Annotated in this window: 27 protein-coding genes and 1 tRNA gene; 15 read left to right on the forward strand and 13 right to left on the reverse strand. The window is 67.3% G+C overall.

The genetic code is table 11. From position 1 onward, the window contains the following. Positions 1-645: a 2'-5' RNA ligase family protein gene (locus VKZ87_RS08580; RefSeq protein WP_324220838.1), complete on the forward strand. Its 645-nt coding sequence runs from the start codon at positions 1-3 to the stop codon at positions 643-645. Then, the gene (locus VKZ87_RS08585; protein WP_324220839.1) at positions 635-997 is read left to right on the forward strand and encodes an ArsC family reductase; all 363 of its coding nucleotides are present in this window, start codon (positions 635-637) and stop codon (positions 995-997) included. Before VKZ87_RS08580 ends, VKZ87_RS08585 begins: the two co-directional genes overlap by 11 nt. On the opposite strand, the gene VKZ87_RS08590 is transcribed toward VKZ87_RS08585, so the two are convergent. The 4 genes from VKZ87_RS08590 to VKZ87_RS08605 all read right to left on the reverse strand — a co-directional run bounded on the left by VKZ87_RS08590 (position 998) and on the right by VKZ87_RS08605 (position 3,921). After that, a complete protein-coding gene (locus VKZ87_RS08590; protein WP_324220840.1) occupies positions 998-1,414 on the reverse strand; it encodes a GNAT family acetyltransferase in 417 nt (138 codons plus the stop codon). It abuts the gene before it with no gap. Beyond that, the gene (locus tag VKZ87_RS08595) at positions 1,404-2,192 is read right to left on the reverse strand and encodes an ABC transporter ATP-binding protein (RefSeq protein ID WP_324220841.1); all 789 of its coding nucleotides are present in this window, start codon (positions 2,190-2,192) and stop codon (positions 1,404-1,406) included. Before VKZ87_RS08595 ends, VKZ87_RS08590 begins: the two co-directional genes overlap by 11 nt. Then, the gene (locus VKZ87_RS08600; protein ID WP_324220842.1) at positions 2,189-2,905 is read right to left on the reverse strand and encodes an ABC transporter permease; all 717 of its coding nucleotides are present in this window, start codon (positions 2,903-2,905) and stop codon (positions 2,189-2,191) included. The genes VKZ87_RS08595 and VKZ87_RS08600 overlap by 4 nt, the downstream gene beginning before the upstream one ends. A gap of 68 nt (positions 2,906-2,973) precedes the next feature. Beyond that, positions 2,974-3,921: an ABC transporter substrate-binding protein gene (locus tag VKZ87_RS08605; RefSeq protein WP_324220843.1), complete on the reverse strand. Its 948-nt coding sequence runs from the start codon at positions 3,919-3,921 to the stop codon at positions 2,974-2,976. 160 nt (positions 3,922-4,081) lie between these two features. Between VKZ87_RS08605 and hutH the strand changes: the two genes are divergently transcribed. Together hutH and VKZ87_RS08615 are read left to right on the forward strand one after the other, a co-directional pair. Continuing rightward, on the forward strand, positions 4,082-5,605 hold the full coding sequence (hutH, locus tag VKZ87_RS08610) for a histidine ammonia-lyase (protein WP_324220844.1): 1,524 nt from the start codon (positions 4,082-4,084) through the stop codon (positions 5,603-5,605). Between the two features lie 351 nt (positions 5,606-5,956). Continuing rightward, positions 5,957-6,226: an HU family DNA-binding protein gene (locus VKZ87_RS08615; protein WP_324220845.1), complete on the forward strand. Its 270-nt coding sequence runs from the start codon at positions 5,957-5,959 to the stop codon at positions 6,224-6,226. 121 nt (positions 6,227-6,347) lie between these two features. On the opposite strand, the gene VKZ87_RS08620 is transcribed toward VKZ87_RS08615, so the two are convergent. The 4 genes from VKZ87_RS08620 to VKZ87_RS08635 all read right to left on the reverse strand — a co-directional run bounded on the left by VKZ87_RS08620 (position 6,348) and on the right by VKZ87_RS08635 (position 8,669). Then, the gene (locus tag VKZ87_RS08620; protein ID WP_324220846.1) at positions 6,348-6,716 is read right to left on the reverse strand and encodes an SET domain-containing protein; all 369 of its coding nucleotides are present in this window, start codon (positions 6,714-6,716) and stop codon (positions 6,348-6,350) included. A 96-nt stretch (positions 6,717-6,812) separates the two neighbouring features. Next, complete coding sequence (locus VKZ87_RS08625) at positions 6,813-7,673, reverse strand: dienelactone hydrolase family protein (RefSeq protein ID WP_324220847.1); 861 nt, start codon at positions 7,671-7,673, stop codon at positions 6,813-6,815. Positions 7,674-7,822: 149 nt separating this feature from the next. Next, positions 7,823-7,990 (reverse strand): hypothetical protein, encoded by a 168-nt coding sequence (locus VKZ87_RS08630; RefSeq protein WP_324220848.1) that lies wholly within the window; start codon positions 7,988-7,990, stop codon positions 7,823-7,825. 16 nt (positions 7,991-8,006) lie between these two features. Next, positions 8,007-8,669, reverse strand: a complete 663-nt coding sequence (locus VKZ87_RS08635) for a hypothetical protein (protein ID WP_324220849.1) — start codon at positions 8,667-8,669, stop codon at positions 8,007-8,009. Positions 8,670-8,897: 228 nt separating this feature from the next. On the opposite strand from VKZ87_RS08635, the gene VKZ87_RS08640 reads away from it, so the two are divergent. The 3 genes from VKZ87_RS08640 to der are packed head-to-tail and all read left to right on the forward strand — an operon-like array spanning position 8,898 to position 12,304. Further along, positions 8,898-9,545, forward strand: a complete 648-nt coding sequence (locus tag VKZ87_RS08640) for a tetratricopeptide repeat protein (protein WP_324220850.1) — start codon at positions 8,898-8,900, stop codon at positions 9,543-9,545. Next, entirely contained in the window at positions 9,546-10,889 is a 1,344-nt protein-coding gene (locus VKZ87_RS08645; protein WP_324220851.1) for a PQQ-like beta-propeller repeat protein, read from the forward strand. It abuts the gene before it with no gap. A gap of 8 nt (positions 10,890-10,897) precedes the next feature. After that, on the forward strand, positions 10,898-12,304 hold the full coding sequence (der, locus tag VKZ87_RS08650; protein ID WP_324220852.1) for a ribosome biogenesis GTPase Der: 1,407 nt from the start codon (positions 10,898-10,900) through the stop codon (positions 12,302-12,304). A 6-nt stretch (positions 12,305-12,310) separates the two neighbouring features. On the opposite strand, the gene VKZ87_RS08655 is transcribed toward der, so the two are convergent. Then, positions 12,311-12,685: a response regulator gene (locus tag VKZ87_RS08655; protein WP_324220853.1), complete on the reverse strand. Its 375-nt coding sequence runs from the start codon at positions 12,683-12,685 to the stop codon at positions 12,311-12,313. A gap of 74 nt (positions 12,686-12,759) precedes the next feature. After that, complete coding sequence (locus tag VKZ87_RS08660; RefSeq protein ID WP_324220854.1) at positions 12,760-13,146, reverse strand: DUF3606 domain-containing protein; 387 nt, start codon at positions 13,144-13,146, stop codon at positions 12,760-12,762. 183 nt (positions 13,147-13,329) lie between these two features. Between VKZ87_RS08660 and VKZ87_RS08665 the strand changes: the two genes are divergently transcribed. The 5 genes from VKZ87_RS08665 (at position 13,330) to mnmA (ending at position 19,405) form a co-directional block, all read left to right on the forward strand. Continuing rightward, the gene (locus VKZ87_RS08665; protein WP_324220855.1) at positions 13,330-14,019 is read left to right on the forward strand and encodes a hypothetical protein; all 690 of its coding nucleotides are present in this window, start codon (positions 13,330-13,332) and stop codon (positions 14,017-14,019) included. A 76-nt stretch (positions 14,020-14,095) separates the two neighbouring features. After that, complete coding sequence (locus tag VKZ87_RS08670) at positions 14,096-14,932, forward strand: CoA transferase (protein ID WP_324220856.1); 837 nt, start codon at positions 14,096-14,098, stop codon at positions 14,930-14,932. A gap of 2 nt (positions 14,933-14,934) precedes the next feature. Beyond that, a complete protein-coding gene (locus VKZ87_RS08675) occupies positions 14,935-15,684 on the forward strand; it encodes a CoA-transferase (protein ID WP_324220857.1) in 750 nt (249 codons plus the stop codon). A gap of 146 nt (positions 15,685-15,830) precedes the next feature. Beyond that, the gene (locus tag VKZ87_RS08680; protein WP_324220858.1) at positions 15,831-17,795 is read left to right on the forward strand and encodes a PAS domain S-box protein; all 1,965 of its coding nucleotides are present in this window, start codon (positions 15,831-15,833) and stop codon (positions 17,793-17,795) included. Positions 17,796-18,256: 461 nt separating this feature from the next. After that, on the forward strand, positions 18,257-19,405 hold the full coding sequence (mnmA, locus tag VKZ87_RS08685) for a tRNA 2-thiouridine(34) synthase MnmA (RefSeq protein ID WP_324220864.1): 1,149 nt from the start codon (positions 18,257-18,259) through the stop codon (positions 19,403-19,405). Between the two features lie 109 nt (positions 19,406-19,514). Here mnmA and VKZ87_RS08690 read toward each other — a convergent pair. The 3 genes from VKZ87_RS08690 to VKZ87_RS08700 all read right to left on the reverse strand — a co-directional run bounded on the left by VKZ87_RS08690 (position 19,515) and on the right by VKZ87_RS08700 (position 20,977). Next, a tRNA-Met gene (locus VKZ87_RS08690) sits at positions 19,515-19,589 on the reverse strand. Between the two features lie 104 nt (positions 19,590-19,693). Further along, on the reverse strand, positions 19,694-20,029 hold the full coding sequence (locus VKZ87_RS08695; RefSeq protein WP_324220859.1) for a DUF1491 family protein: 336 nt from the start codon (positions 20,027-20,029) through the stop codon (positions 19,694-19,696). Between the two features lie 24 nt (positions 20,030-20,053). Beyond that, positions 20,054-20,977: a DMT family transporter gene (locus VKZ87_RS08700; protein ID WP_324220860.1), complete on the reverse strand. Its 924-nt coding sequence runs from the start codon at positions 20,975-20,977 to the stop codon at positions 20,054-20,056. Positions 20,978-21,131: 154 nt separating this feature from the next. Between VKZ87_RS08700 and msrA the strand changes: the two genes are divergently transcribed. From msrA to VKZ87_RS08715, 3 genes are all read left to right on the forward strand, one after another. Then, complete coding sequence (gene msrA, locus VKZ87_RS08705; protein ID WP_324220861.1) at positions 21,132-21,791, forward strand: peptide-methionine (S)-S-oxide reductase MsrA; 660 nt, start codon at positions 21,132-21,134, stop codon at positions 21,789-21,791. A gap of 41 nt (positions 21,792-21,832) precedes the next feature. After that, the gene (locus tag VKZ87_RS08710; RefSeq protein WP_324220862.1) at positions 21,833-22,291 is read left to right on the forward strand and encodes an Lrp/AsnC family transcriptional regulator; all 459 of its coding nucleotides are present in this window, start codon (positions 21,833-21,835) and stop codon (positions 22,289-22,291) included. After that, positions 22,288-22,642: LysE family transporter (locus VKZ87_RS08715; RefSeq protein ID WP_324220863.1), on the forward strand; the 355-nt coding region annotated here is incomplete at its 3' end. The genes VKZ87_RS08710 and VKZ87_RS08715, both read left to right, overlap by 4 nt.

Genomic DNA, 22,642 nt, shown 5'->3' on the forward strand with positions numbered 1-22,642 from the left:
ATGGCGGCGCAGTCCGTCGACCGGCTCTTCTTTGCGGCCTTCCCGGATCGGGCGGCTGCCGAGCGGATCGCGCGGCTGGCGTTCGGGCTGCGCGCCCGCCATCGCATTCGCGGCCTGCCGCTGCGCAGGGAGCGGTTCCATGTCTCGCTCTGTCTGGTCGGCAATTACTATGGCCTGCCGCCCGGCCTGCTCGCGCAGCTGCGCGAGGCCGTGGCTGGCATCACCGCACGGCCTTTCACGGTCATGTTCGACCGCGTGAAGAGTTTCTCGGGCCGGGCCGGCCACCGGCCGCTGGTGCTGTGCGGCGGCGAGGGCACCGCCGGGCTGGAGATGTTTCAGGACAAGGTACGGCGGGCCGTGGCGGGAGCGGGCTTCCGTCACAGCACCAGCCCGGCCCTCCATCCGCATGTCACGCTGCTCTATGGCGATCACGATCTGCCGGAGCAGCCGGTGGAGCCGATCTCCTGGACGGTGCGGGAACTGGTGCTGGTCCATAGCCTTCACGGCCAGACCATGTATCATCCGCGCGGGCGGTGGCTGCTGCATGCCGGACGGCCGCTCGAGCCGGTGATCGAACGGGGCATCGCGGATCAGGAAGTCCGCCCGACAGGATTCAACAGGACGTCAGCGGATCATGGCGACTAGAACCATCCGGATTTACGGCATCAGGAACTGCGACACCATGAAGAAGGCCTTCACCTGGCTGGACGAGCATGGCATCGCCTATGACTTCCACGACTACAGGAAGGAAGGCGCCGACCGCGCGAAGCTGGAAGCCTGGTGCCAGGCGCTGGGCTGGGAGACGGTGCTGAACCGCGCCGGCACCACCTTCCGCAGGCTGCCTGAGGCCGACCGCGAGAATCTGACCGAGAAGAAGGCCATCGCCCTGATGCTGGCGCAGCCCTCGATGATCAAGCGGCCGATCCTGGAAACGGGCAAGGGCAAGCCGCTGGCCGGCTTCAGGCCGGAGGCTTACGCGGCGGCGCTCGGCAAATAGCTATTTCCCGTCCAGCCGTTTTGCGAAGATGACGCGCGGCTCTTCCTCGTAGCCCAGTGCGTCGTAGAAGGCGCGGACCTTCCCGTTTTCCGGCCGCACCATCAGCATGACTTTGGGGACGCCGCGGGCCTTCAGCCACGCCTCGGCGGCCTCCACCATGCGGCGGCCGAGGCCGGACTTCTGAAGCGACGGCTCCACGGCGAGGTAATAGAGCCAGCCGCGATGGCCGTCATGGCCGGTCATCACGGAGGCGACAACCTTGCCGTTCTGCTCGCCCACCAGGATGGTGGATTCCGGCCGGGAGACGCAGAAGGCGATGTCGGTGGCGGGATCGTTCCACGGCCGCGTCAGGTCGCAGGCCTGCCACAGCGCGATCAGCGCGTCACGGTCTTCCGCGCGGTAGTCCCTAATGTTCAAGCTCGGCGGCACGGATCGATTCCACGCGGATCTCTTCCGTCAGCCGCGCCTTGTAGGCGGCGAACTCGGGCGTCGTCTTCATCGTGTAGTGGCGCGGATGCGGCAGGTCGATGGTGATGTCGCATTTCACCCGGCCGGGGCGGGCGGTCATGACCAGCACGCGGTTGGCCATGAAGATCGCCTCGTCGATGTCGTGGGTGACGAAGAGCACGGTCTTGCGCGACGCTTCCCAGATGCCGAGCAGCAGCTCCTGCATCAGCGCGCGGGTCTGGTTGTCCAGCGCGCCGAACGGCTCGTCCAGCAGCAGGATCTTCGGATCGTTGGCCAGCGCGCGGGCCAGCGCCGTGCGCTGCTGCATGCCGCCGGAGAGCTGCTTCGGGTAGTGGTTCTCGAAGCCGCGCAGGCCGACCTGCTCGATGAAGCGGTCGGAGATCTCGCGCTGTTCGGCGTCCGGCACCTTCTTCTCGCGCAGGCCGAAGCAGATGTTTTCCCGCACCGTCAGCCAGGGAAACAGGGTGTAGGACTGGAACACCATGCCGCGGTCCGGTCCCGGCTGGCTGACCGGCTGGCCCTCCAGCAGGACGCTGCCGGTGGTCGGCTGGTCCAGCCCGGCGACGATGCGCAGGAGAGTGGACTTGCCGCAACCCGATGGCCCGAGGATGGTGATGAAGTCGTTGTCGGCGACATCCAGCGAGACCGGCTCGAGTGCGCGGGTCGGCTCGGACCCGCGCACGCCCGGAAACACCCGGCTGACGTTATCGATGCGAAGCTTGGTCACTTGATGAAATACCAGGGAAAGAGGCGCTGGTTGGCCTTCTTGAACAGGAAGTCGGAGATCAGGCCGATCAGTCCGATGATGAAGATGCCGAAGATCATCTGCCCGGTATCGAGCAGGCGCTGGCTGTCCATGATCATGTGGCCGATGCCGCTCTGGGCACCGATCAGCTCGGCGACGATGACATAGGTCCAGGCCCAGCCGAGCACGAGGCGCAGGATCTCGGCAATCTGCGGCGCGGCGCCGGGCAGCAGTACGCGCAGCACGATGCCCGAGCGGCGGGCGCCCAGCGTCTTGGAGGCCTCCACGAGGTCGAGCCGGCTGCCGCCGACGGTGACGGCGACCATCAGGATGATCTGGAAGACTGAGCCGATGATGATGACGCTGAGCTTCTGCGTCTCGCCGATGCCGGCCCAGAGGATGAGCAGCGGGATGAAGGCGGAGGCGGGAAGGTAGCGCGCGAAGGACACGAAGGGTTCGAAGAAGGCTTCGACGCCCTTGAAGGCGCCCATCAGGATGCCGAGCGGCACGGCGAAGATCGCGGCGATGATGAAGCCGCCGACCACGCGCCAGATGGTGAGCCCGACATCGACGATGAAGCCGTGCTCGGTGAACAGCGTGATGCCGGACTGCAGCGCCTTGAGCGGATCGGCGAGGAACAGCGGCGGCACGATGCCGCCCAGGGTGATGCCACCCCAGACGGCAAAGAACAGCACGAAAAACAGAATCCCCAGGACGGTACGCCGTCCCGGGGACACGGGTTGCAGAGGTTCGAACACGGGCTTTACTTGATGAAGCTGTCGTCAACCATGGGCCCGAGATCGGGGATCTTCTTGATCACGCCGGCCTCGAGCTGGATTTCGGCGGCTTCCTTCATGAAGGCCTGCAGCTCGCCCTTGAAATAGGCCTGGTTCGCGGCCTTGTCCTGCCAGGCGATGTAGGAGGCCGACTTGGCGAAGTCGGCGCCGCTCTGCTTCACCTTGCTGCCCATGATCTCATAGGACTTGTCCGGCTCGCGCTTGATCATCTCCAGCGCGTCGAAGAAGCCGTTGACCACGCCCTGCACGATCTTGGGGTTCTTCTTGATGAAGTCGGGCTGGAAGGCGACCATGTCGACGACGCAGGGATAATCCAGCGTGGTGAGGATGATCTTGCCCGCGTTCGGCGCGTTGCGCACCTGCGACAGGTACGGCTCGTAGGTCAGCGCGGCATCGTACTGGCCGGCGACGAAGGCCTGCGCGGCCGGGCCCGGGCCGAGCGTCGCATACTGCACGTCCTTCACGCTCATGCCGTTGCGCTTCATGAACACCATCAGGGTGAAGTGCGGCGTGGTGCCGGCGCCATCCACGGCGATGGTCTTGCCCTTCAGGTCGGTGATCTTGTTGTACTGGCTGCGCACCGCGAGGCCGTCGCCGCCCTTCGACTTGTCGAGCAGCAGCACCTGGGTCAGCGGAATGCCGGCCGAGGTCCAGGCCACGAAGGTGTCGACCGTGGTGGCGACCGCCTGGGTGGAGCCGGAGGCGACCGTCAGGTGACGCTCCTTCTGCGGGATGAACTTGATCTCGACATCCACGCCATGCTTCTTGAACAGGCCGGCCTCGGCGGCCAGCGACAGCGGCGCGAAGCCGGTCCAGCCGCTCATGCCGAGCACGATCTTGTCCTGCGCGGCGGCCGATCCGGCGAACAGCAGAGCCGCGGCGCCGATGGCGCCCGTGATGATTTTCATGGTCATGGCCAACTCCCCCGAGTTGCAATCGCCCGGCCCGCGATGGGCAAAGCTTCCGGCCAGCATTTAAGGCCGCGGCCCATCCGGCGGCAAGTCAAATAATCATGTATAGACAACCTGACCGGCGCGGCTTAGCCTGCTCCCACGCCGAAAGAAGGAGGGCAGCATGCCCTGGCACCTGGTTCCCGGTCGCGTCGCCCTTGCCGATCTCGCGCAGATCTGCCGCGGCGGTCGCGTGCAGGTGGTTGTCAACGACCACGCGCGCCGCGCCGTTGAGCAGTCTGCGCAGACAATAGGCAGGGCCGCGGCACAGAGCGAGGCGGTTTACGGCGTCAATACCGGCTTCGGCAAACTGGCGCGCGAGCGCGTCGCGCCCGAGCAGGTGACGGAGCTGCAGCGCCGGCTGGTGCTGAGCCACGCCGTCGGCACCGGCCCGCTGCTGCCCGATTCCATCGTCCGCCTCATTCTGGTACTGAAGATCAACGCGCTGGCGCAGGGCCTGTCGGGCGTGCGCTGGGAAGTGATCGAAGCGCTCTGCGCGCTGCTCAATGCCGATGCGCTTCCCTGCATTCCCGCGCAGGGGTCCGTCGGCGCCTCGGGCGACCTCGCGCCGCTGGCGCATCTTTCGCTGCCGCTGATCGGCGAGGGCAGGCTGCGCATCGACGGCGCGGAAATCGATGCCCGCGAAGGACTGGCGAGGGCCGGATTGCAGCCGCTGCAGCTCGGGCCGAAGGAAGGCCTTGCCCTGCTGAACGGCACGCAGGTTTCGACGGCTTTGGCGCTGGCCGGCCTGTTCGCCGCCGAGGATGTGTTCGCTGCGGCGCTGCTGACGGGTGCGCTGAGCGTCGATGCCGCGGCCGGCAGCGACACGCCCTTCGATCCGCGCATTCACGAAGCGCGGCGCCAGCCCGGCCAGATCGATGTGGCGCGGATTCTGCGCACGCTGCTGGCCGACTCCGGCATCCGCGCTTCCCATCGCAGCAACGACCCGCGCGTGCAGGATCCGTATTCGCTCCGCTGCCAGCCGCAGGTGATGGGCGCGGCGCTAGACCTGCTGCGTCAGGCGGCCGCGACGCTCGAGCGCGAGGCGAACGGGGTCACCGACAATCCGCTCGTGTTCGCCGAAACCGGCGAGATTCTCTCCGGCGGCAACTTCCACGCCGAGCCGGTCGCCTTCGCGGCGGATATCATCGCGCTGGCGCTGGCCGAGACCGGCAATCTTTCGGAACGCCGCATCGCCCTGCTGGTGGATCCGGTGCTCAGTGGCCTGCCGGCCTTCCTCGCGCCCAATCCCGGCATCAATTCCGGCTTCATGATCGCGCAGGTGACGGCCGCCGCGCTGGCGTCGGAGAACAAGCAGCGCGCGCATCCGGCGAGTATCGACACGATACCGACCTCCGCGAACCAGGAAGATCACGTCTCGATGGCGACCCATGGCGCGCATCGCCTGCTGGCCATGGCGGAGAACGCCGCCGGCATCGTGGCGATCGAATATCTCTGCGCCGCCCAGGGCGTGGACATGCGCAAGCCGCTCGCGACCTCGCCGCGGCTGCAGAAGGCGCACAGCCTGCTGCGCGGCCAGGTCGCATTCATGGCCGATGACCGCTGGCTGGCGCCGGATCTGGCCGCCGCCAAGGCGCTGGTAACGGAAGGTGCCCTGCGCCGCGAGCTGGCTGAAGCGCTGCTCTAGTTGTCGTCCCGGCGGAACGGCGAGGTCCTGGCGGCAAAGGCCAGGACGACGGCGAAGAGCGAAAAGGCGGCGAGGATGCCGATCAGGAAGATCTGTTCTGCGGAAGACATTTTTTTCTTTTTTCCTCCGGTCTCGTAGAAGGCTTCCAGATTCCTCCCGTCGTGCGCGTCGCGCTTTGATTTAGGTCAAAAGACCGGGCTGTTCCGCGGAAGGACCGCCTCGGTGAAAACCGCAGGCGGCGAATCGGCCGCCCGTGTTTGCCCGCCGGTCCCGATATGGTAACTGCATCGGCTCGCAGCGGATCGCCCGATTCTCTGCGGGACATGTCACTGTTTGCTTCAGGGGGTTCGGATGAACAAGGCGGATTTGGTCGAGATCGTGCGCGAGAATGCGGGCTGCACCAAGGCGGCGGCCGGCACGGCGGTGGACGCGATCTTCGATGCGATGGCGAAGGCGATGAAGAAGGAAGGCGGCTTCACCATCGTCGGCTTTGGCACCTTCAAGGTCACGCGCCGCGCCGCCCGCAAAGGCCGCAACCCGCAGACCGGCGAGACGATCAAGATCCCGGCATCCAAGTCGGTACGCTTCAAGGCCTCGAGCCAGCTGAAGGAACGGCTGTAAGCCTGCCCGATTGTTGTCATGGCCGGGCTTGTCCCGGCCATCCTGTTTCCGCCTGTGAAGAACGGGATTCTCGGATCACGGCCGACGCAGGAACCGTTTCCGCCTCCATTCTTTATTGCAGCTAGGAGAGCTCGAAGCTCTCGCAGAACTCGCCGTAATCGCAGGTGATCTCCTCGTCCTTCGCGATGTCGCGCGCGGCGTAGGTTTCCGGCGTGGTGTTGTCGGTGTTCGGCGTCGGGCTGTGATTGATGAAGCGGGTGTTGTCGAGGCTGACCACCCAGCCGCCGGGAATCTGCGGCGTGACATAGCCGTAGCGGTCGACGAAGGCGCGCGCGACCTCGGGCAGCCGTTCGAATTCATCCTGCGGAATGATGCGGTCGAAACCCGGCTCGAAGCGCCAGATCAGCGTTCCCTTTCGGATGGGCGCGGCGGCAAACAGGCCGACGCCCTCGATCCTGCTGGCGGCGGCATAGGTGGGAACAAGCAGCATCGGCGACTCTCCGGTTGAGGCGCGCATCCTAGCATGCAGGAAAAAGCCGGCGCAGGGCTGGCCCGCGCCGGCTTTGTGAAACAGGCGATGCCCGGCTTAGGCGACGCCGTGCTGCCGGAACCAGGCCAGCGCGCGCTTCCAGCCGTCCTCGGCGGCTTCCTTGCGGTAGCTCGGCCGGTAATCGGCATGGAAGGCATGCGGCGCGCCGTCGTAGACGTGGAACTCGACCTTCTTGCCGGCATCGGCCGCAGCCTTCTTCATCTGCTCGACCGTATCCAGCGGGATGCCCTGGTCGGCGCTGCCGTAGAGGCCGAGCACCGGCGCCTTCAGGTCTCTGGCCAGATCGACCGGATGCTTGGGCGTGCGCTCGTTGGACTGGCCGACCAGACGGCCGTACCAGGCGACACCCGCTTTGACATTCGGGTTGTGCGCCGCATAGAGCCAGGTGATGCGCCCGCCCCAGCAGAAGCCGGTGATGCCGAGCTTCTCGGCATGGCCGCGGTTGCTCTTGGCCCAGTTGGCCATGGCGTCGAGATCGGCCATGACCTGCGCATCCGGCACCTGGCCGGCGATGGCGATCGCGCCCTGCATGTCGGTCACCTTGCTCATGTCGCCCTGACGCATGTAGAGATCGGGCGCAATGGCGAGATAGCCCTCCTTGGCGAAGCGGCGGCAGGTGTCCTTGATGTATTCGTGCACGCCGAAGATCTCCTGGATCACCAGGATGGTCGGGAAGGGGCCGCCCTGGGCGGGCATGGCGCGATAGGCCGCCATCTCGCCGCCCGGCACCGGCACTTTGACTTCGCCGGCGGTGAGGCCGTTGGTGTCGGTGGTGATGGCGGACTGCGCGATGACCGGGCCGGCGGCAACGGTGAAGCCGGTGATCAGACCGGTTTTGACAAAGCCGCGGCGGGTGAAATCGACCTTCGGGACCAGGCTCAGAATGTCGGCATTCATTGGGTGTTTTCCTCCGAGTGCGGCATTCGCCGCGTTGCCCATAGACGCGGAGGATAATTGGGGCGTTCGGCCGCTTTGGCGACAAAAATTCCCGTGAAGGTACCGGCGGGATGCGCAACGCGCCGGTTACCGCCGGGTGAGCAGGCGGGCTATCCCGCGAAGCGGATGACGAGGCTGACGACGAGGAAGATGCCGAGCCAGGCGGCGATGAACAGCAGGATGCGCGGATTGGCCCAGGGCAGGCGCAGGACGGCCGGCAGAATCAGCGCGCCCATCATCAGCAATGCGATGAGCTGGAGCCAGTCGGTCTGCGACATGGCGGCCCGGCTCGGGTCAGTTCTTCTGGGTGACCTTCTGGCCCTTCGCGCTCATGCACTGGCGATAGAGCGGCTCGGCCATCGGCTCCTTCAGCGCCAGGAAGCGCATCTCAAGGCCGCTGACGACGCGGTAGGAGGGATGCTGTTCGGACTCCGGACCGACATGGCGCGCCGGCATGGTGTGCACCACCGACATCAGACGGTCATGGCGGATCCGCATCTCGACCTCGTGGCCGTTCGGCAGGATCTGGATGGCGCAGGGCTTGCCGAGCTGCTTGTCGAAGGATTTCACGCGCGCATAGTCCGGATCGGGCAGACCTTCGCCGCCGGCGCCCGGGTCGGCGCTGGCGAGCAGCGCCGGGCGGTATTTATGGAATTCCGTGGTGGCGACCACGACCCGGCCGAAGGGGAAGTAGATCTCGACGTCGTCGTCGAGGCGCGCATGTTCGCCGATCTTGCCGTCGACGATCGGCAGTTCCACGACCCGGAAGGCGGGGACCCGGGTGATGTCTTCGTTGAGATTGATCAGGACGCGGTCGCCGCGTTCCTGGGCCCGCTCCTGTTCGAAGGGGATCAACGCCATCGGCTTCCTGGGTTCCCGGGCGGCCGCGTCGGCCAGGCCAATGACCTGTCCCGCGCATACAGCCAGTGCCGCCAGTCCCAACCAGATAGGATTCATGGGAAGCTCCCCCCAGATGCCGACGTCTTAAGACGTGTGGCAGAACCGTGTCACTCGTGGCCGCAGAGACTAAGGGATTTTCCGAATCCTGCCAAGACTCAATGAGTTATCAAAAGGTTACTGATAACCGGGAATTTCGGCCGGGCTTTGCCATCAGGCGGCGATTTGGATAATGTACGCCGCCTTGCGGCGCGGCGTCCGTCGCCCGCATGAGTCGAGGAGCAGGGTGTGGCCAATTTCATCGAGGAAGTTGACGAGGAAGTCCGGCGCGAACGGCTGGAAAAGCTGTGGAAGCGCTGGTCTCCGGCCGTCATCGGATTTGTCGTCGTCCTGCTGGTCGGGGTGGCCGGATGGCAGTTCTGGCAGAACCACAAGGCGGAGAAGGCGGCCGCCGATGCCGCGGCCTTCAATGCGGCCCTGACCCTGGCCCAGTCCGGCAAGCCGGCGGAAGCCGCGACCGCCTTCGCCGGCCTGGCCGGCAGCGCGGGCGAGGGCTATGCCCTGCTGGCGCGCTTCCAGCAGGCCGCCAATCTCGTCGAGGCCAAGGACATCCCCGGCGCCATCGCCGCCTATGATGCGATCGCCAGCTCGGGCGCCGAGGCGCGGTTCCGCGATCTCGCCCGCTACATGGCCGCTTTCCACGGGCTGGAGACGCTGGACGCCGAAGCCGTGAAGCAGCGGCTTGCCGCCATTCCGGCCGACAGCCCCTGGGCGGGCAACGCCCGCGAACTGCAGGCCATCGCCGATCTGAAGGCCGGTAACGTCGACGCCGCGCGGCAGCAGCTCACGGCGCTCGCCGATGATGCCCTGGCGCCTGCCGGCCTGCGCGGCCGGGCCACCGAATTGCTCGCAGCCCTTGGCGGTCCGGTCCAGTAAATGGCTTTCCTGAATCGCAAAATCCTGATCGCCGCGGTCTCGGCCAGCCTGCTGGCCGGCTGCGATACCGTCTCGGAATGGTTCGAGGCCGATCCGCCGCCGAAGGCGCAGGGAGAGCGCATCTCCGTGCTGGCCTTCGACAGCCAGCTCGACCCCGATCCGCAGCTGGCGGAAACGCCGGTGGTGCTGCCCAAGCCGTGGCATAATCCCGACTGGCCGCAGGCCGGCGGCTATCCCAGCCATGCCATGCATCACCTCGCCCTGGGCGACAGCCTGCGCCAGTCCTGGCGTGCCGATATCGGCGCCGGGGCCAGCGACGAGGAGAAGATCCTCGCCCAGCCGGTGGTTGCCGAAGGCCGCGTCTTCACCATGGATTCCCATGCCGGCGTCAGCGCCTTCGAGGCCGCGACCGGCAAGCGCCTGTGGCGGATCAATCTCACGCCGCGGCGCGAGGAGCGCGGCGCCATCGGCGGCGGGCTCGCCTTTCATGCCGGCAAGCTGTTCGTCAGCACCGCCTTCGGCGACGTGATCGCGCTGCAGCCTGAAACCGGCCTGGCCTTCTGGACCACCTCGCTAAAGCAGCCGATCCGCGGCGCGCCGTCCGCCGATGCCGGGCGCGTCTTCGTCATCACCTACGACAACCAGATGCATGCGCTAGACATCGAGCGCGGCGAGGTGCTGTGGACCCATACCGGCGTGGTCGAGGCCGCGGGTTTCCTCGGCGGTGCCAACGCGGCGGTGGAAGGCAACACCGTCATCACGCCCTATTCCTCGGGCGAGGTGCTGGCCCTGCGTGCCGATACCGGCGTGGTCGCCTGGGGTGAGCAGCTGATCCGCGCCTCGAGCCGCATCAGCCAGGCCGGTGCGCTGAACGACATCAATGGCCGGCCGGTGATCGACCGCGACCGCGTGTATGCGGTCAGCCAGTCGGGCCGCTTCGTCGCCATCAACATCCGCACCGGCGAGCGCATCTGGGAGCGCGTCATCCCGAGCATCCAGACGCCCTGGGTCGCCGGCGACTTCATCTACGCCGTCACCATCGATGCCGAACTGCTCTGCCTGTCGCGCCGCGACGGCCGCGTGAAGTGGATCCGGCAGTTGCGGCGCTACAAGGATCCGGATGCCAAGATCGCCAAGGGCATCATCACCTGGTACGGCCCGGTGCTGGCCGGCGACCGCCTGCTGATCGCCTCGACGGATGAGCGTCTGCTGTCGATCTCGCCCTATACCGGCGACCTGATCGGCCAGGTGAAGCTGTCCGACAAGGCGAGCGTGGCGCCGATCGTGGCTGACGGAACGGTTTACGTCGTCACCGACGACGCGAAGATCACCGCTTACCGCTGACAGGTCGCATGACCGCCAAGATCGCCATCATCGGCCGGCCCAATGTCGGCAAGTCGACGCTGTTCAATCGGCTGGTCGGACGGCGTCTGGCGATCGTCGACGACACGCCGGGCGTGACGCGCGACCGCCGCGAGGGCCATGCCCGGCTCGGCGACCTGGAATTCATCGCCGTCGATACCGCCGGCCTCGAGGACGCCGCCGACGAGACCATCGCCGGCCGCATGCGGCAGCAGACCGAGATGGCGGTGAAGGAAGCCGCCGCCGTGCTGTTCGTCATCGATGGCCGCGCCGGCGTGACGCCGATCGACGAGCATTTCGCCAACTGGCTGCGCCGGCAGGGCAAGCCGGTCATCCTGCTTGCCAACAAATGCGAGGGCGGCGCCGGCACCAGCGGCCTGGCCGAGGCCTATGCGCTGGGCTTCGGCGAACCGCTGCCGGTCTCGGCCGAGCACGGCGAGGGCATGTACGACATCGCCGAGGCGCTGGTGGCGCAGATCGGCTATGCGGCCTTCGGCGGCACGGACGAAACCGCCGATGTGCACGAGGCCTCGGTCGGCATCGATGTCGAGGTCGACTCCGATGCGCCGGAAGACCTCACGCGGCCCATTCAGCTGGCCGTGGTCGGGCGGCCCAATGCCGGCAAGTCGACGCTGATCAATACGCTGATCGGCAGCGACCGCCTGCTCACCGGCCCCGAGCCGGGCCTGACCCGTGACGCCATCGCCATCGCCTGGGAATTCCAGGGCCGCCGGATCCATCTGGTCGATACCGCCGGCCTGCGGCGCAAGAGCCGCGTCGACCACAAGCTGGAGAAGCTCTCGGTCGCCGACACGCTGCGCACCATCCGCATGGCGCAGGTCGTCGTGCTGGTGCTGGACGGCACGCTCGGCATCGACAGGCAGGATCTCACCATCGCCGATCATGTGCTGCAGGAGGGCCGCGCGCTGGTCATCGCGGTCAACAAGTGGGATGCGGTGGAGGATCGCGCGCTGGCGCTGAAGGCCATCGAGGAGCGGCTGGAGAAATCGCTGCCGCAGGCGCGCGGCATTCCGGTGGTCACGCTCTCGGCGCTGACCGGCCGTCATCTCGACCGCCTGCTGCCGGCAGTGCTGGCGCAGTACGAGCGCTGGAACCGCCGCATTCCCACGTCCCAGCTGAACCGCTGGCTGGAAGAGGCGGTGGCGCGCAACCCGCCGCCGCTGGCGGGCGGCCGCAGCGTGCGCATCCGTTACGCAACGCAGGCCAAGGCGCGGCCGCCGACGATCGCGCTGTTCGCGCCGCGCGCCGACCACATTCCGGAATCCTATCTGCGCTATCTGATCAACGGCCTGCGCGAGGTCTTCGACCTGCAGGGCGTGCCGATCCGCATGCATCTGCGCAAGGGCAAGAACCCCTACGTCCGCGACGACGACTGAGCGTGTTCAGGCGGCGACGGTCGGGCGGCCGAGCAGGCCGTTCACCGCGGCCAGCAGGCTGTCATGGGTAAAGGGTTTCTGCAGGAAGGCCTCGCCGGGGCGCCGGCTGCCGCCCTCCTGCGGATCTTGATAGCCGCTCACCATCAGCACCGGCACATCGCGCCAGCGCGGATCCTGGCGCACCGCGTCGACCAGTTCGGCGCCGTTGAGGCGCGGCATGCGGTAGTCGGTGACAATGAGGTCGGGCACCTGCTTTTCCATCGCCGCCAGCGCCGCGCCGCCATTGACGGCATGCAGCACCTCGTGCCCGTGATCCTGCAGCGCGTCGCACAGCGTCACGGCGACCAGACTCTCGTCCTCGACGACCAGAATGCGGGCCACGGGGCCTCCCTGTCTACCCAAGGGAAGGCTACTCCAGTTCCAACACACGGTAAACGGGGAAATCCGGTGACCTGCTACAGACTCTTGCCCAGATAATCGGCAACGTCAGAGGGGAAGAAACCGGCCTGGCGCACGGCTTCCTTCAGCTCTTCTTCGGTGACGCCGAACTTCTCGGTCCAGAAGCGGATGTCGTCTTCCTCGCTGACATTCACCCGTCGGGGCGCCGCATCCACCAGTTCCATGCGGGCGTGGTCGCCGGCCTTCGCATCGGGGCGGTCGGAGAGCGAGGGTGCCGCCGTGGTCGGCTGGCTGATCGATACCGGATCGCTGGCGGGGAAGGTGTCGCGCAGGGCTTCGTCCAGCTCCATCTCGGTTTCCTGCCGGTCGCGATCGCTGCGCTGGGCTTCGGCCAGCTGCTCTTTCGACGCGGGTGTCTTTTCGGATTTGCGATTGGCGGCCATGACGAACTCCTTTTACGACCGCCATAAACCCGGACGATCGTGCCGCGTTCCGTGACCAGAAGGAGACGTGATGATGGCGTGCGCAGACTGCCTGTTTTTGGGGCAGCGTGACGCCCGGCAGCATCTGTAAGTCCCGCCATTCCCGGAGCGGGCGGACGGCATGGCGTTTGCAGCGTCTGATGCATGGGAGACCGCTACGTTCCGCGCCGCCATGCCAATATCGCGCTGCTGCTGCAGCGGCCGGCCTCCGTTCCGCTGTGGTCCCTGCCGGGAATCGGCCATAACGGCGGTCCGCCGCTCGATCTCTCGGGCAATGCATGGATCTGGCGCCGCGCGGCGGCGAAAGCCTGGAAGTCTCCGCCGCGCGAAGTGGTGATGCAGCGCCTGCGCCGCGCCGGTCGTCTCGGCCTGACCTATCGCGACATCTCCGCGGCGCTGCTCGACACCGGCAGCTATCTGGAGACGGCCCTGCTGCCGCTGCACGAACTGGCCGGCGTCAGCCTGCGGCATGACGGCAGCATTGACCTGCGCCCGGATGCCGTCATCGCCGAACTGCTGCAGCGCTTCGAGGGCCGGCTCTTCGTCGTCGCCGATGCGGCGGTCTCCGGCCCGGTCGATGCCCGCCGTCGCCGGCAGCTGGAAGCCGCCCTGCGCGAGCGCTTCGGCGCGCGCATCGAGGGCCTGCTGGTGCTGCCCTTCCGGCTCGGGCAGAGCATGGCAGGACGTGCCGCGCTGCTGCGCCGGCGGCTGACGGCGAGGGGGCTCCACCGCAAGGAATGCTTCTGGCTGGGGCGCACGCAATCCGAGCAGCTGCTGGCGCAGGCGGCCGGCCTCGGCTGTTTCAAGCCGCTGGCCGGCTGGTTTGCGTCTTAAACCTCCGGCTTGCCAGCACGGAATATTGCGCCGACACTGAAGGCTCCGTACCGCCAGAAAAAAACGGAGCGAGCTCATGGCCTCCCAGCTTCTGCCGTCCGTCGACGCTCTCGCCGCGCGCATTCCGAACGGCGCGAAGATCGCCGTGCCGCCGGATTATTCCGGCGTCGCCATGGAACTGACGCGCGCCATGATCCGCCGCGACATCCGCGACCTGCATCTGGTCTGCGTGCCGGTCGCCGGCCTGCAGGCCGACATGCTGATCGGCGCCGGCGCCGTCGCCACGCTGGAAACCTCGGCCGTGACGCTCGGTGAATATGGCGGTGCGCCGCGCTTTGCGGCGAAGCTGAAGCAGGGCGCGTTCCGCATGATGGACGCCACCTGTCCGGCCATCCATGCCGCGATCCAGGCGGCGGGCAAGGGAATTCCCTTCATGCCCCTGCGCGGCATTCTCGGCAGCGACCTGCTGGCCAACCGTCCCGACTGGAAGGTGATCGATAATCCCTTCAGCGAACAGCCCGATCCCATCGTGCTGCTGCCGGCGATCCGGCCGGACCTTGCCGTGTTCCATGCGCCGTTCGCCGACCGCAACGGCAATGTCTTCATCGGGCGCCGGCGCGAACTGGTCGCCATGGCGCATGCCTCCGCCGCGGCACTGGTGACGGTGGAGGAGGTGCGCGACGTGGATCTGCTGGCAACGGAAGAGAGCGCCGCCGGCACGCTGACGGCGGCCTATATCGGCGGCATCGCCGAGGCGCCGCGCGGCGCCTGGCCTTTGCGGCTGTGGGACATCCATGCCGAGGACGAGGCGCATCTGAAGACCTATTGCGAGATGGCGCGCTCCGACGAGGGTTTCCGCAGCTACCTCGACCGCTATGTGCATGCTGCCGGCCGGGAGCGGGCCGCGGAATGAGCATGACCATGTCCGATACGCTTGCCTTCAGCCGCGAAGAACTGCTGATCTGCACCATTGCCCGGCTGCTCGAGGGCTGCCGCATCGTGGCGACCGGCGCATCCTCGCCGATCCCCGGTTCGGCCGCGCTGCTGGCGCGGGCGCAGTCGAACGGCGCGCTGCGCGTCAACGTGCTGGGTTCTGTGCGCAACGACTTCCTCTGCGATGGCGGCGTCGAGCTGTTCGATCTCGCGGCGCAGGGCCGGCTGGATGCCTTCTTCCTCGGCGGCGGTCAGATCGACGGCGAGGCCAACATCAACCTGGTCGGCGCCGGCGGCGCCTATCCGCAGACTGACGTGCGCTGGCCGGGCAGCTTCGGCTCGGGCTACCTCTATTATCTGGTGCCGCGCGTCATCCTGTTCCGCGAGGAGCATACGCGCCGCGTCATGGTGCCGAAGGTGGATTTCATCTCCGCCGCCGGACCGAGGAATGACGGCACCTATCGTCCCGGCGGGCCGATCGGTCTGCTGACCAATCTCTGCTGGTTCTCGTGGCAGAAGGAAAAGCGCCGCTTTCGGCTCGAAAGCGTGCATCCCGGCCATACGGTGGAAGAGGTGCGCGACAATACCGGCTTCGACTTCGACTGCCCCGCCAGGGTGCCGCAGACCGCCGTCCCCGACGAAACGACCCTGCAGCTGCTGCGCAGCCGCATCGCCGAAGAGGTTGCCGAGACCTATCCCCGGTTTGCAGAGCGGGTATTCCGCCGGCGCTGAACACGCGCCGGAACCTGTAGGCGTCACGTCCATTGTTACCGTTCGGGACTTCGCATCTGTCCCGCGTGGTAGCTTTTGGATGGAGTGGCGTGTCAGCGGCGACCAGGCCCGGTAATGCGGGAAATCCGGACGGCAACGGGCACGCAATGGGCCATTTCGCGCCAGGTCTGCGCGAGCTGCCCTTCCGTATCCTGCTTGCAGCCATTCTGCTGCCCCTGCTGGCCATGGCCGCGGTTTTCACCTGGATGCTCAATGTCGAGCGGATCGGCGAGCTGCGGCAGTCGCTGGAGCGTTCCGCCGATATTGCCACGGTTTCCGTCACGCGTTTCATCGGAGAGGAAACGGCGGCGCTGTCCGCCCTTGCCGCATCGACGCGGATCGATGCCGGCGACTGGGCGGCCTTCCATCTCGAGGCGCAGCGGCTGATCCAGTCCCGGCCCTACTGGCTCAACCTCATTCTCACCGACGAAAGCCGCCAGATCTTCAATTACCAGGCTTTCGGCGCCGCGATGCCGCCTCTGCACGATCCTGACGCGGCTGCCGAGGTCTTCCGTACGCAGTTGCCGACGCTGGGTAATCTGCGCCCGGATGCCGAAGGACCGGGAACGGGAATACGGGTTCCGGTGATCCGGGACGGCAGCGTACGCTACGTGCTCGGTGCCCCGGCTCTGCCGGAGCGCTATTCGGAACTGCTGCAGTCGCTGCATCTGCCGGCCGGCTGGGATGCCGCGCTGACCGATGGCAACAATATCGTGGTCGGCCATACGGCGCCGCCGCCGGCAGGCGTGGCGGCGGGCGAGCCACTGCAGTCGCTGCCGGGCGTGCTGGCGGGCGGAACGGTGCGGCGGATCCGCAGTGCCCTGCTGCCGGATCGCACCAGCAGCCTCGCCGTGACGGTAGCCCTGCCCATTGCCGGCTGGCATGTCACGATCTGGACGCCGGCATCCCTGCTGGCGGGCCCCTCGCAGATGCTGCGTCACGCCAACTGGTTCATCGTGGCGATCTGCGCCGCGATGGGCCTGGCGCTGCTCGGGATGGTCTTCGCGCTGGTTGCGGGCCGCCGCAACTTCCGCCTGCTGGCGCTCAGCCGCGATCGCCTGCAATCCAGCGAGGCCGCCCTGCAGGAAAGCGAGGCGCGGATGCTGGCGGTGATCGACACGGCAATGGATGCGATCATCACCGCCGACGAAAACCAGAAGATCCTGATGTTCAACCGCGCGGCCGAGCGCATGTTCGGCCATGAGCCCGGAGCGGTGATCGGCCGGCCGCTCGACCTCCTGATCCCCGAACGGCTGCGCGCGGCGCACCGGCATCATGTCGAGGCCTTTATCCGCTCGGGCGTCGGCCGCCGGCCGATGGGCCTTTCCCTCAATGCGGTTCACGGCCTGCGCCGCAGCGGCGAGGAATTTCCCATCGAGGCCTCGATCTCGCAGACGGAGGTGCGGGGCCGCCGCCTGCTGACCGTGATCCTGCGCGACATCACCGAACGCCTGCGCAGCGAGGAGCGCATGAAGCTGCTGGCGGAGGAGGTGGATCATCGCGCCAAGAACATCCTCGCCGTGGTGCTCGGGATGATCTCGCTCGCGCGCGATGCGACCGTGCCGCAGCTGACCGCCTCGCTGACCGGGCGCGTGATGGCGCTGGGCCGCACCCATACCCTGCTGGCGGAAAACCGCTGGACCGGCGTCGATCTGCAGCGCGTCGTGGCCGACGAACTTGCGCCCTTCCGCGGCGGTGGCACGCCGATCCGCCTTGCCGGTCCGCCGCTCTCGCTGCGGCCGGCGATGGCGCAATCGGTGGCGATCACCCTGCACGAGCTTGCCACCAACGCGGTGAAATACGGCGCGCTGTCCGGCCCGGGCGGCCGCCTGGACGTGACCTGGGCCGAGAACGGAGACGTTATGATCGCCTGGAGCGAGCGGAGCCCGAGGCCGGTGGAGCGGCCGCGGGAGCAGGGCATGGGCCTGCGGGTGATCGCGAAAACCGTGCAGCACCAGCTCGACGGCGAGGTGGAGATGGCCTGGCGCCGCGACGGCCTGCTCTGCCGCATCCGCTTCCCGCTGCAGCGGGGAGAGGAGGCCCCTATTGACTTTCTGCCTAATGTACGCTAAATGTTCCCATGGCTCATTTGTGTCCCTCCCTTCCGCGCTTGGGGGCTGGTTGGGGTGAGGTATTGGGCGCCCGCCGGCCGGAATGGTTCGGAACGGTAACGGATTGGGCTCCAGCGGGCCCCAGTGGACTCCAGCGGGCCCTAGCGGACTCCAGCGGGCTGGAATGGTCAGTGCCGAGCGGGGCCCCGAGTGACAGAGAGGCGACCGGTTAAGCGGCGATAAGCCGCATTCAGGCGCGTGTAAGCATCGCTTAAGGCGGCATAAGCCCCGCTTAAGGAAAAATAAGATTGGAATAAGCACCGGATAAGCAGGCTTTGTCGCCGCCTGCACCGGCACCCGTCCAGCGGCGGGATGAGGCGCAGCGCGATATGCGCTTGTCCCGGGGCGGCCGGGCGTTATAGTCCGCCCTCCGCGGCGGCGCCCCGGTTGGGCCCCTGATGATGGAAGTGATGACGAACGCGTTGAACAGCCTCGGCTTTGCCAAGCCGCCCTCCGAAACCCGCGTGGTGGTCGCCATGTCGGGCGGGGTGGATTCGTCCGTGGTGGCCGGGCTGCTGAAGCGCGAGGGTTACGAGGTCATCGGCGTCACCCTGCAGCTGTACGACCACGGCGCCGCGATCAGCCGCAAGGGCGCCTGCTGCGCCGGCCAGGACATCCATGACGCGCGCAGCGTGGCCGACCGCCTCGGCATTCCGCATTACGTGCTGGATTACGAAAGCCGCTTCCGCCAGTCGGTGATCGACGAGTTTGCCGAATCCTACATGCGCGGCGAGACGCCGATCCCCTGCATCCGCTGCAACCAGCGGGTCAAGTTCCGCGACCTGCTGGAGACCGCGCGCGACCTCGGCGCCGAGGCGCTGGCCACCGGCCATTACGTGAAGCGCGTGGTGGGAGAGGATGGCGGCGCGCAGCTGCATCGCGGCCGCGATCCGCGCCGCGACCAGAGCTATTTCCTCTACACGACGACGCGCGAGCAGCTCGAATACCTGCGCTTCCCCCTGGGCGACATGGAAAAGCCCGAAGTGCGGCGGCTGGCCGAGGAATTCGGCCTCGCCGTGGCCGACAAGCCGGACAGCCAGGACATCTGCTTCGTGCCGAACGGCGATTACGCCAGCGTGGTGACGAAGCTGCGGCCCGACGCGGTCGAGCCCGGCGAGATCGTCGATCTGCAGGGCCGCGTGCTCGGCCGCCATGACGGCGTGATCCATTTCACCGTCGGCCAGCGCAAGGGTATCGGCATTGCGGCGAGCGAACCGCTCTACGTGCTGCGCCTCGACGCGGCGAAGCGGCAGGTGGTGGTCGGCCCGCGCGCGGCGCTGGCGCGGCGGCGGGTGATTTTGCGCGAACTGAACTGGCTGGCCGGTCCGGTACCCGACGAGGGGCTGGATGTCAGCGTGAAACTGCGCTCGGCCCAGCCGGCTGTGGCGGCGCGGCTGTTCGTGCGCGACGGCGACGTGGCCGAGCTGGAGCTTTACACGCCCGAATACGGCGTTGCCCCCGGCCAGGCCGGCGTCATCTATGACGGCGACCGCCTGCTTGGCGGCGGCTGGATCGCGCGCAGCGAAGCAGCGGCGGAAAGCCCGGCGGCACGAGAGAAGCAGGTCGCGTAATCTCTCCTGTCATGGCCGGGCCATCCACGTCTTGATTGGTGCCGGAACAAAAACCGTGGATGCCCGGGCGCAAGGATGACGGTTTATATCAGGATCGTCGGGAGGAAATTGGTAGCGGGGGGCGGGATTGAACCGCCGACCCAGGGCTTATGAGTCCCTTGCTCTACCACTGAGCTACCCCGCCACGGGACCCGGCGGACGGCGCCGTCGGGCGGCGCAGAGATACGGGCCCGGGGAGGCAATGTCAAGCTGGGGCGGATGATGAATTCCTGCCGCCGTATCCGGGGCTTAGAGCAGTTGCCCCTCGACCAGCAGGCGGCCCTTCGCATCCTCCACCTCAATGACGTAGAGATCGGGGTCGCGCTGGATCGCCCGGGCGATCTGGGCTTCAGCCTCTGCCTCGTCGATCCGCCCGCCGCCGAGCCGGAGCCAGCCCGGCCGTCCCTCGGCGTCGCGGGCCTGCGCCAGCACGATCGCCTCCTGCGCGCTGAGCGCGATCTTGAGCATGACGGTACCGGCATCCGGGTCGCCCTTGCGCCGGATATAGGCGGCGACGGCTTCCTGGTCGTAGCGGCGCAGGATCGCCTGCACGAGGAAACGGGTCTTCAGGCGCGGCTCGCTCATTGCGCGATGGTGCCGCGCGGGCGGCTATTTGGGAAGGCTTGCGGTTGCGAGCTTCTCGTCGCGGGCGCGGATGCGTTCGCGGTGCAGCACGTAGAGGCCGCTCGCCACCACGATGGCGATGCCGGCCTGCGCCAGCGGATTGGGGATGTCGCCCCAGATCAGGTAGCCGGACAGCAGTGCCCAGACCAGGCCGGTATAGCGGAAGGGGCCGACGGCGATGAGGTCGCCATGGCGAAAGGCGTCGACGATCAGCAGATAGCCGAAGACCAGGAAGAAGCCGGCGCCGGCGAGCAGGGCCATGGTCTGCCAGCTCATCTCCACCCAGCCCTGAAAGACGGAGAGGACGAGGCCGCTCAGCAGGATGAACATCGCGTTGGTCAGCGTCACCACCAGCGAGGGGATCGACTGGTCGATGTTGCGGGTGGAAAGGTCGCGGGCGACGATGAAGACCACGCTGGCCACCGCCAGCAGGGCATAGGCGTTGAAGCCCTCGGCGCGCGGCTGGACGATCAGCAGGATGCCGGCAAAGCCGATGGTCACCGCGCTCCAGCGCCGCCAGCCGACGGGCGACTTGAGCAGTAGGGCGGCGGCGGCGGTGATCGCCAGCGGCGTCGCCATGTTGATCGCCATGATGTTGCCGATCGGCATGTGGAACAGGGCGAGCAGGTAGAGGAAGGTGGCGGCAATGTCGAAGGTACTGCGGGCCAGCACGGCGCGGTTGGCGGCGCGGCGCAGCTGGCGGATCTCGCCGCTGAACCAGATCAGCGCCAGGATCAGCAGCAGCGACATGCCGTTACGCACCACGATGAGCTGGCCCAGCGGCGCGCTTTCGCTCGCCAGCTTGATCATCGTGTCGTTGACGACAAAGGAGGCCATGCCGATGACCATGGAGGCGATGCCGCGTCCGGTGCCGGTACCGAACAGGCGGCTGTAAAGGGCTATGGGCATGGGCGGGAAGGGCTGCGTTGGTCGGGCGCGGTCATGGCTGCAGATCTCACCCTAGCCTTTCGCGACAGCGGGCAAAACCGTCGCTTCTTGCAGACCTGTCTTGACCCCAGCGCAGGGCAGCCCCAGCTTGTCCATGTCACAGCAGGAGTCCGCCATGTGGTTCAGCGTTCCGCGTCACAAGATCGAAATGCCGCCGCGCGACAGGGCGCTGCCCGGCCGCGCCACGCCGATGCCGGTGCCGGAGCGGCATTTCGTCAACGGCAATCCGCTGAAGGCGCCGTTCCCGGAGCAGATGCAGCGGGCCCTGTTCGGGCTGGGCTGCTTCTGGGGCGCCGAGCGGCTGTTCTGGCAGGCGCCGGGCGTGTTCAGCACCGCCGCGGGTTATGCCGGCGGCTACACGCCGAACCCGACCTATGAGGAGGTCTGCACCGGCCTGACCGGCCATAACGAGGTGGTGCAGGTGATCTTCGATCCGGCGCGGATCAGCTATGCCAAACTGCTGAAAATCTTCTGGGAGGGCCATGATCCGACTCAGGGCATGCGGCAGGGCAACGATGTCGGCACGCAGTACCGTTCGGGCATCTACGTGACCTCGCCGGAGCAGCGCCGGGCAGCGGAAGCTTCGCGGGATGCCTACCAGCAGGCGCTCTCGGAAGCCGGGCGGGGCAGGATCACCACCGAGATCCTCGATGCCCCGGACTTCTATTACGCCGAGGATTACCACCAGCAGTATCTGGCAAAGAATCCGGGCGGTTACTGCGGGTTGGGCGGAACCGGGGTGAGCTGCCCAATCGGCACCGGCGTGACCGCATAAAACTGGTGCAGTAGCTTTAGATTCCTGTTAATTTTGCGGCCATGGATGACTATGACCGCAAAATTCTCTCGTATATACAGCAATCGGGCCGTGCTTCTTACGGCGAGATAGGGGCCGCGGCCGGCCTGTCGGTCTCGGCAGTCAACGAGCGGCTGAAGAAGCTCGAACGGCAGGGCGTGATCGCCGGCTGGACGGCGAGACTGAATCCCGCCGCCGTCGGCTGCGGCGTGCTCGCCTTCGTCCATGTGCTGGTCGAGCGGCCCGAGCACGAGGCCGCCTTCCTGGAGCTGGTGGCCGGCGAGCCGGCGATCCAGGAATGCCATCATGTGGCCAGCGAATGGTCCTACCTGCTGAAGGTGCGCACGCCGGACCTGCCAGCGCTGGAGGGCCTGGCGCGCCGCATCAAGGCGCTGCCGGGGATTCCGCGCAGCCATACTGTGATCGCGCTGTCCTCGGCCAAGGAGACTGCGGCGCTGCCGCTGGGCGGGACCGGACCGTGAGCGGCGAGATCGAGATGCTGCTGCGCGGTGTCCTCCTGGGGATAGCCGTCGCGGCTCCCGTCGGGCCGATCGGCGTGCTGTGCATCCGGCGCACGCTGGCCGAGGGGCGGCTGCACGGCCTCGTCTCCGGACTGGGCGCCGCCACCGCCGACGCAGCCTACGGGACCATCGCCGCGTTCGGGCTGACGGTCGTCTCGGCGTTCCTGGTCGAGCAGCAGGCCGCGCTGCGGATCGTGGGCGGGCTGTTCCTGCTGGCGCTCGGCCTGCGGACGCTGCTCGCGCGCCCCGCCGAGGACGCGGCGGCCGCATCCCCCGCGCGGAGCCTGCCCGCCGCGTACCTCTCGACGTTCG

Origin of the sequence: Ferrovibrio sp., assembly GCF_035304305.1 — a bacterium.
In the GTDB taxonomy this organism is placed as follows: Bacteria; Pseudomonadota; Alphaproteobacteria; order Ferrovibrionales; family Ferrovibrionaceae; genus Ferrovibrio.

Excerpts from the sequence above, each read along its gene's own strand:
- VKZ87_RS08580 (WP_324220838.1), top strand. The coding sequence starts at position 1 with ATGGCGGCGCAGTCCGTCGACCGGCTCTTCTTTGCGGCCTTCCCGGAT.
- VKZ87_RS08585 (WP_324220839.1), top strand. The coding sequence starts at position 635 with ATGGCGACTAGAACCATCCGGATTTACGGCATCAGGAACTGCGACACC.
- VKZ87_RS08605 (WP_324220843.1), bottom strand. The coding sequence starts at position 3,921 with ATGACCATGAAAATCATCACGGGCGCCATCGGCGCCGCGGCTCTGCTG.
- hutH (WP_324220844.1), top strand. The coding sequence starts at position 4,082 with ATGCCCTGGCACCTGGTTCCCGGTCGCGTCGCCCTTGCCGATCTCGCG.
- VKZ87_RS08615 (WP_324220845.1), top strand. The coding sequence starts at position 5,957 with ATGAACAAGGCGGATTTGGTCGAGATCGTGCGCGAGAATGCGGGCTGC.
- VKZ87_RS08620 (WP_324220846.1), bottom strand. The coding sequence starts at position 6,716 with ATGCTGCTTGTTCCCACCTATGCCGCCGCCAGCAGGATCGAGGGCGTC.
- VKZ87_RS08625 (WP_324220847.1), bottom strand. The coding sequence starts at position 7,673 with ATGAATGCCGACATTCTGAGCCTGGTCCCGAAGGTCGATTTCACCCGC.
- VKZ87_RS08630 (WP_324220848.1), bottom strand. The coding sequence starts at position 7,990 with ATGTCGCAGACCGACTGGCTCCAGCTCATCGCATTGCTGATGATGGGC.
- VKZ87_RS08635 (WP_324220849.1), bottom strand. The coding sequence starts at position 8,669 with ATGAATCCTATCTGGTTGGGACTGGCGGCACTGGCTGTATGCGCGGGA.
- VKZ87_RS08645 (WP_324220851.1), top strand. The coding sequence starts at position 9,546 with ATGGCTTTCCTGAATCGCAAAATCCTGATCGCCGCGGTCTCGGCCAGC.
- der (WP_324220852.1), top strand. The coding sequence starts at position 10,898 with ATGACCGCCAAGATCGCCATCATCGGCCGGCCCAATGTCGGCAAGTCG.
- VKZ87_RS08660 (WP_324220854.1), bottom strand. The coding sequence starts at position 13,146 with ATGGCCGCCAATCGCAAATCCGAAAAGACACCCGCGTCGAAAGAGCAG.
- VKZ87_RS08665 (WP_324220855.1), top strand. The coding sequence starts at position 13,330 with ATGGGAGACCGCTACGTTCCGCGCCGCCATGCCAATATCGCGCTGCTG.
- VKZ87_RS08670 (WP_324220856.1), top strand. The coding sequence starts at position 14,096 with ATGGCCTCCCAGCTTCTGCCGTCCGTCGACGCTCTCGCCGCGCGCATT.
- VKZ87_RS08675 (WP_324220857.1), top strand. The coding sequence starts at position 14,935 with ATGACCATGTCCGATACGCTTGCCTTCAGCCGCGAAGAACTGCTGATC.
- VKZ87_RS08680 (WP_324220858.1), top strand. The coding sequence starts at position 15,831 with ATGGGCCATTTCGCGCCAGGTCTGCGCGAGCTGCCCTTCCGTATCCTG.
- VKZ87_RS08695 (WP_324220859.1), bottom strand. The coding sequence starts at position 20,029 with ATGAGCGAGCCGCGCCTGAAGACCCGTTTCCTCGTGCAGGCGATCCTG.
- VKZ87_RS08700 (WP_324220860.1), bottom strand. The coding sequence starts at position 20,977 with ATGCCCATAGCCCTTTACAGCCGCCTGTTCGGTACCGGCACCGGACGC.
- msrA (WP_324220861.1), top strand. The coding sequence starts at position 21,132 with ATGTGGTTCAGCGTTCCGCGTCACAAGATCGAAATGCCGCCGCGCGAC.
- VKZ87_RS08710 (WP_324220862.1), top strand. The coding sequence starts at position 21,833 with ATGGATGACTATGACCGCAAAATTCTCTCGTATATACAGCAATCGGGC.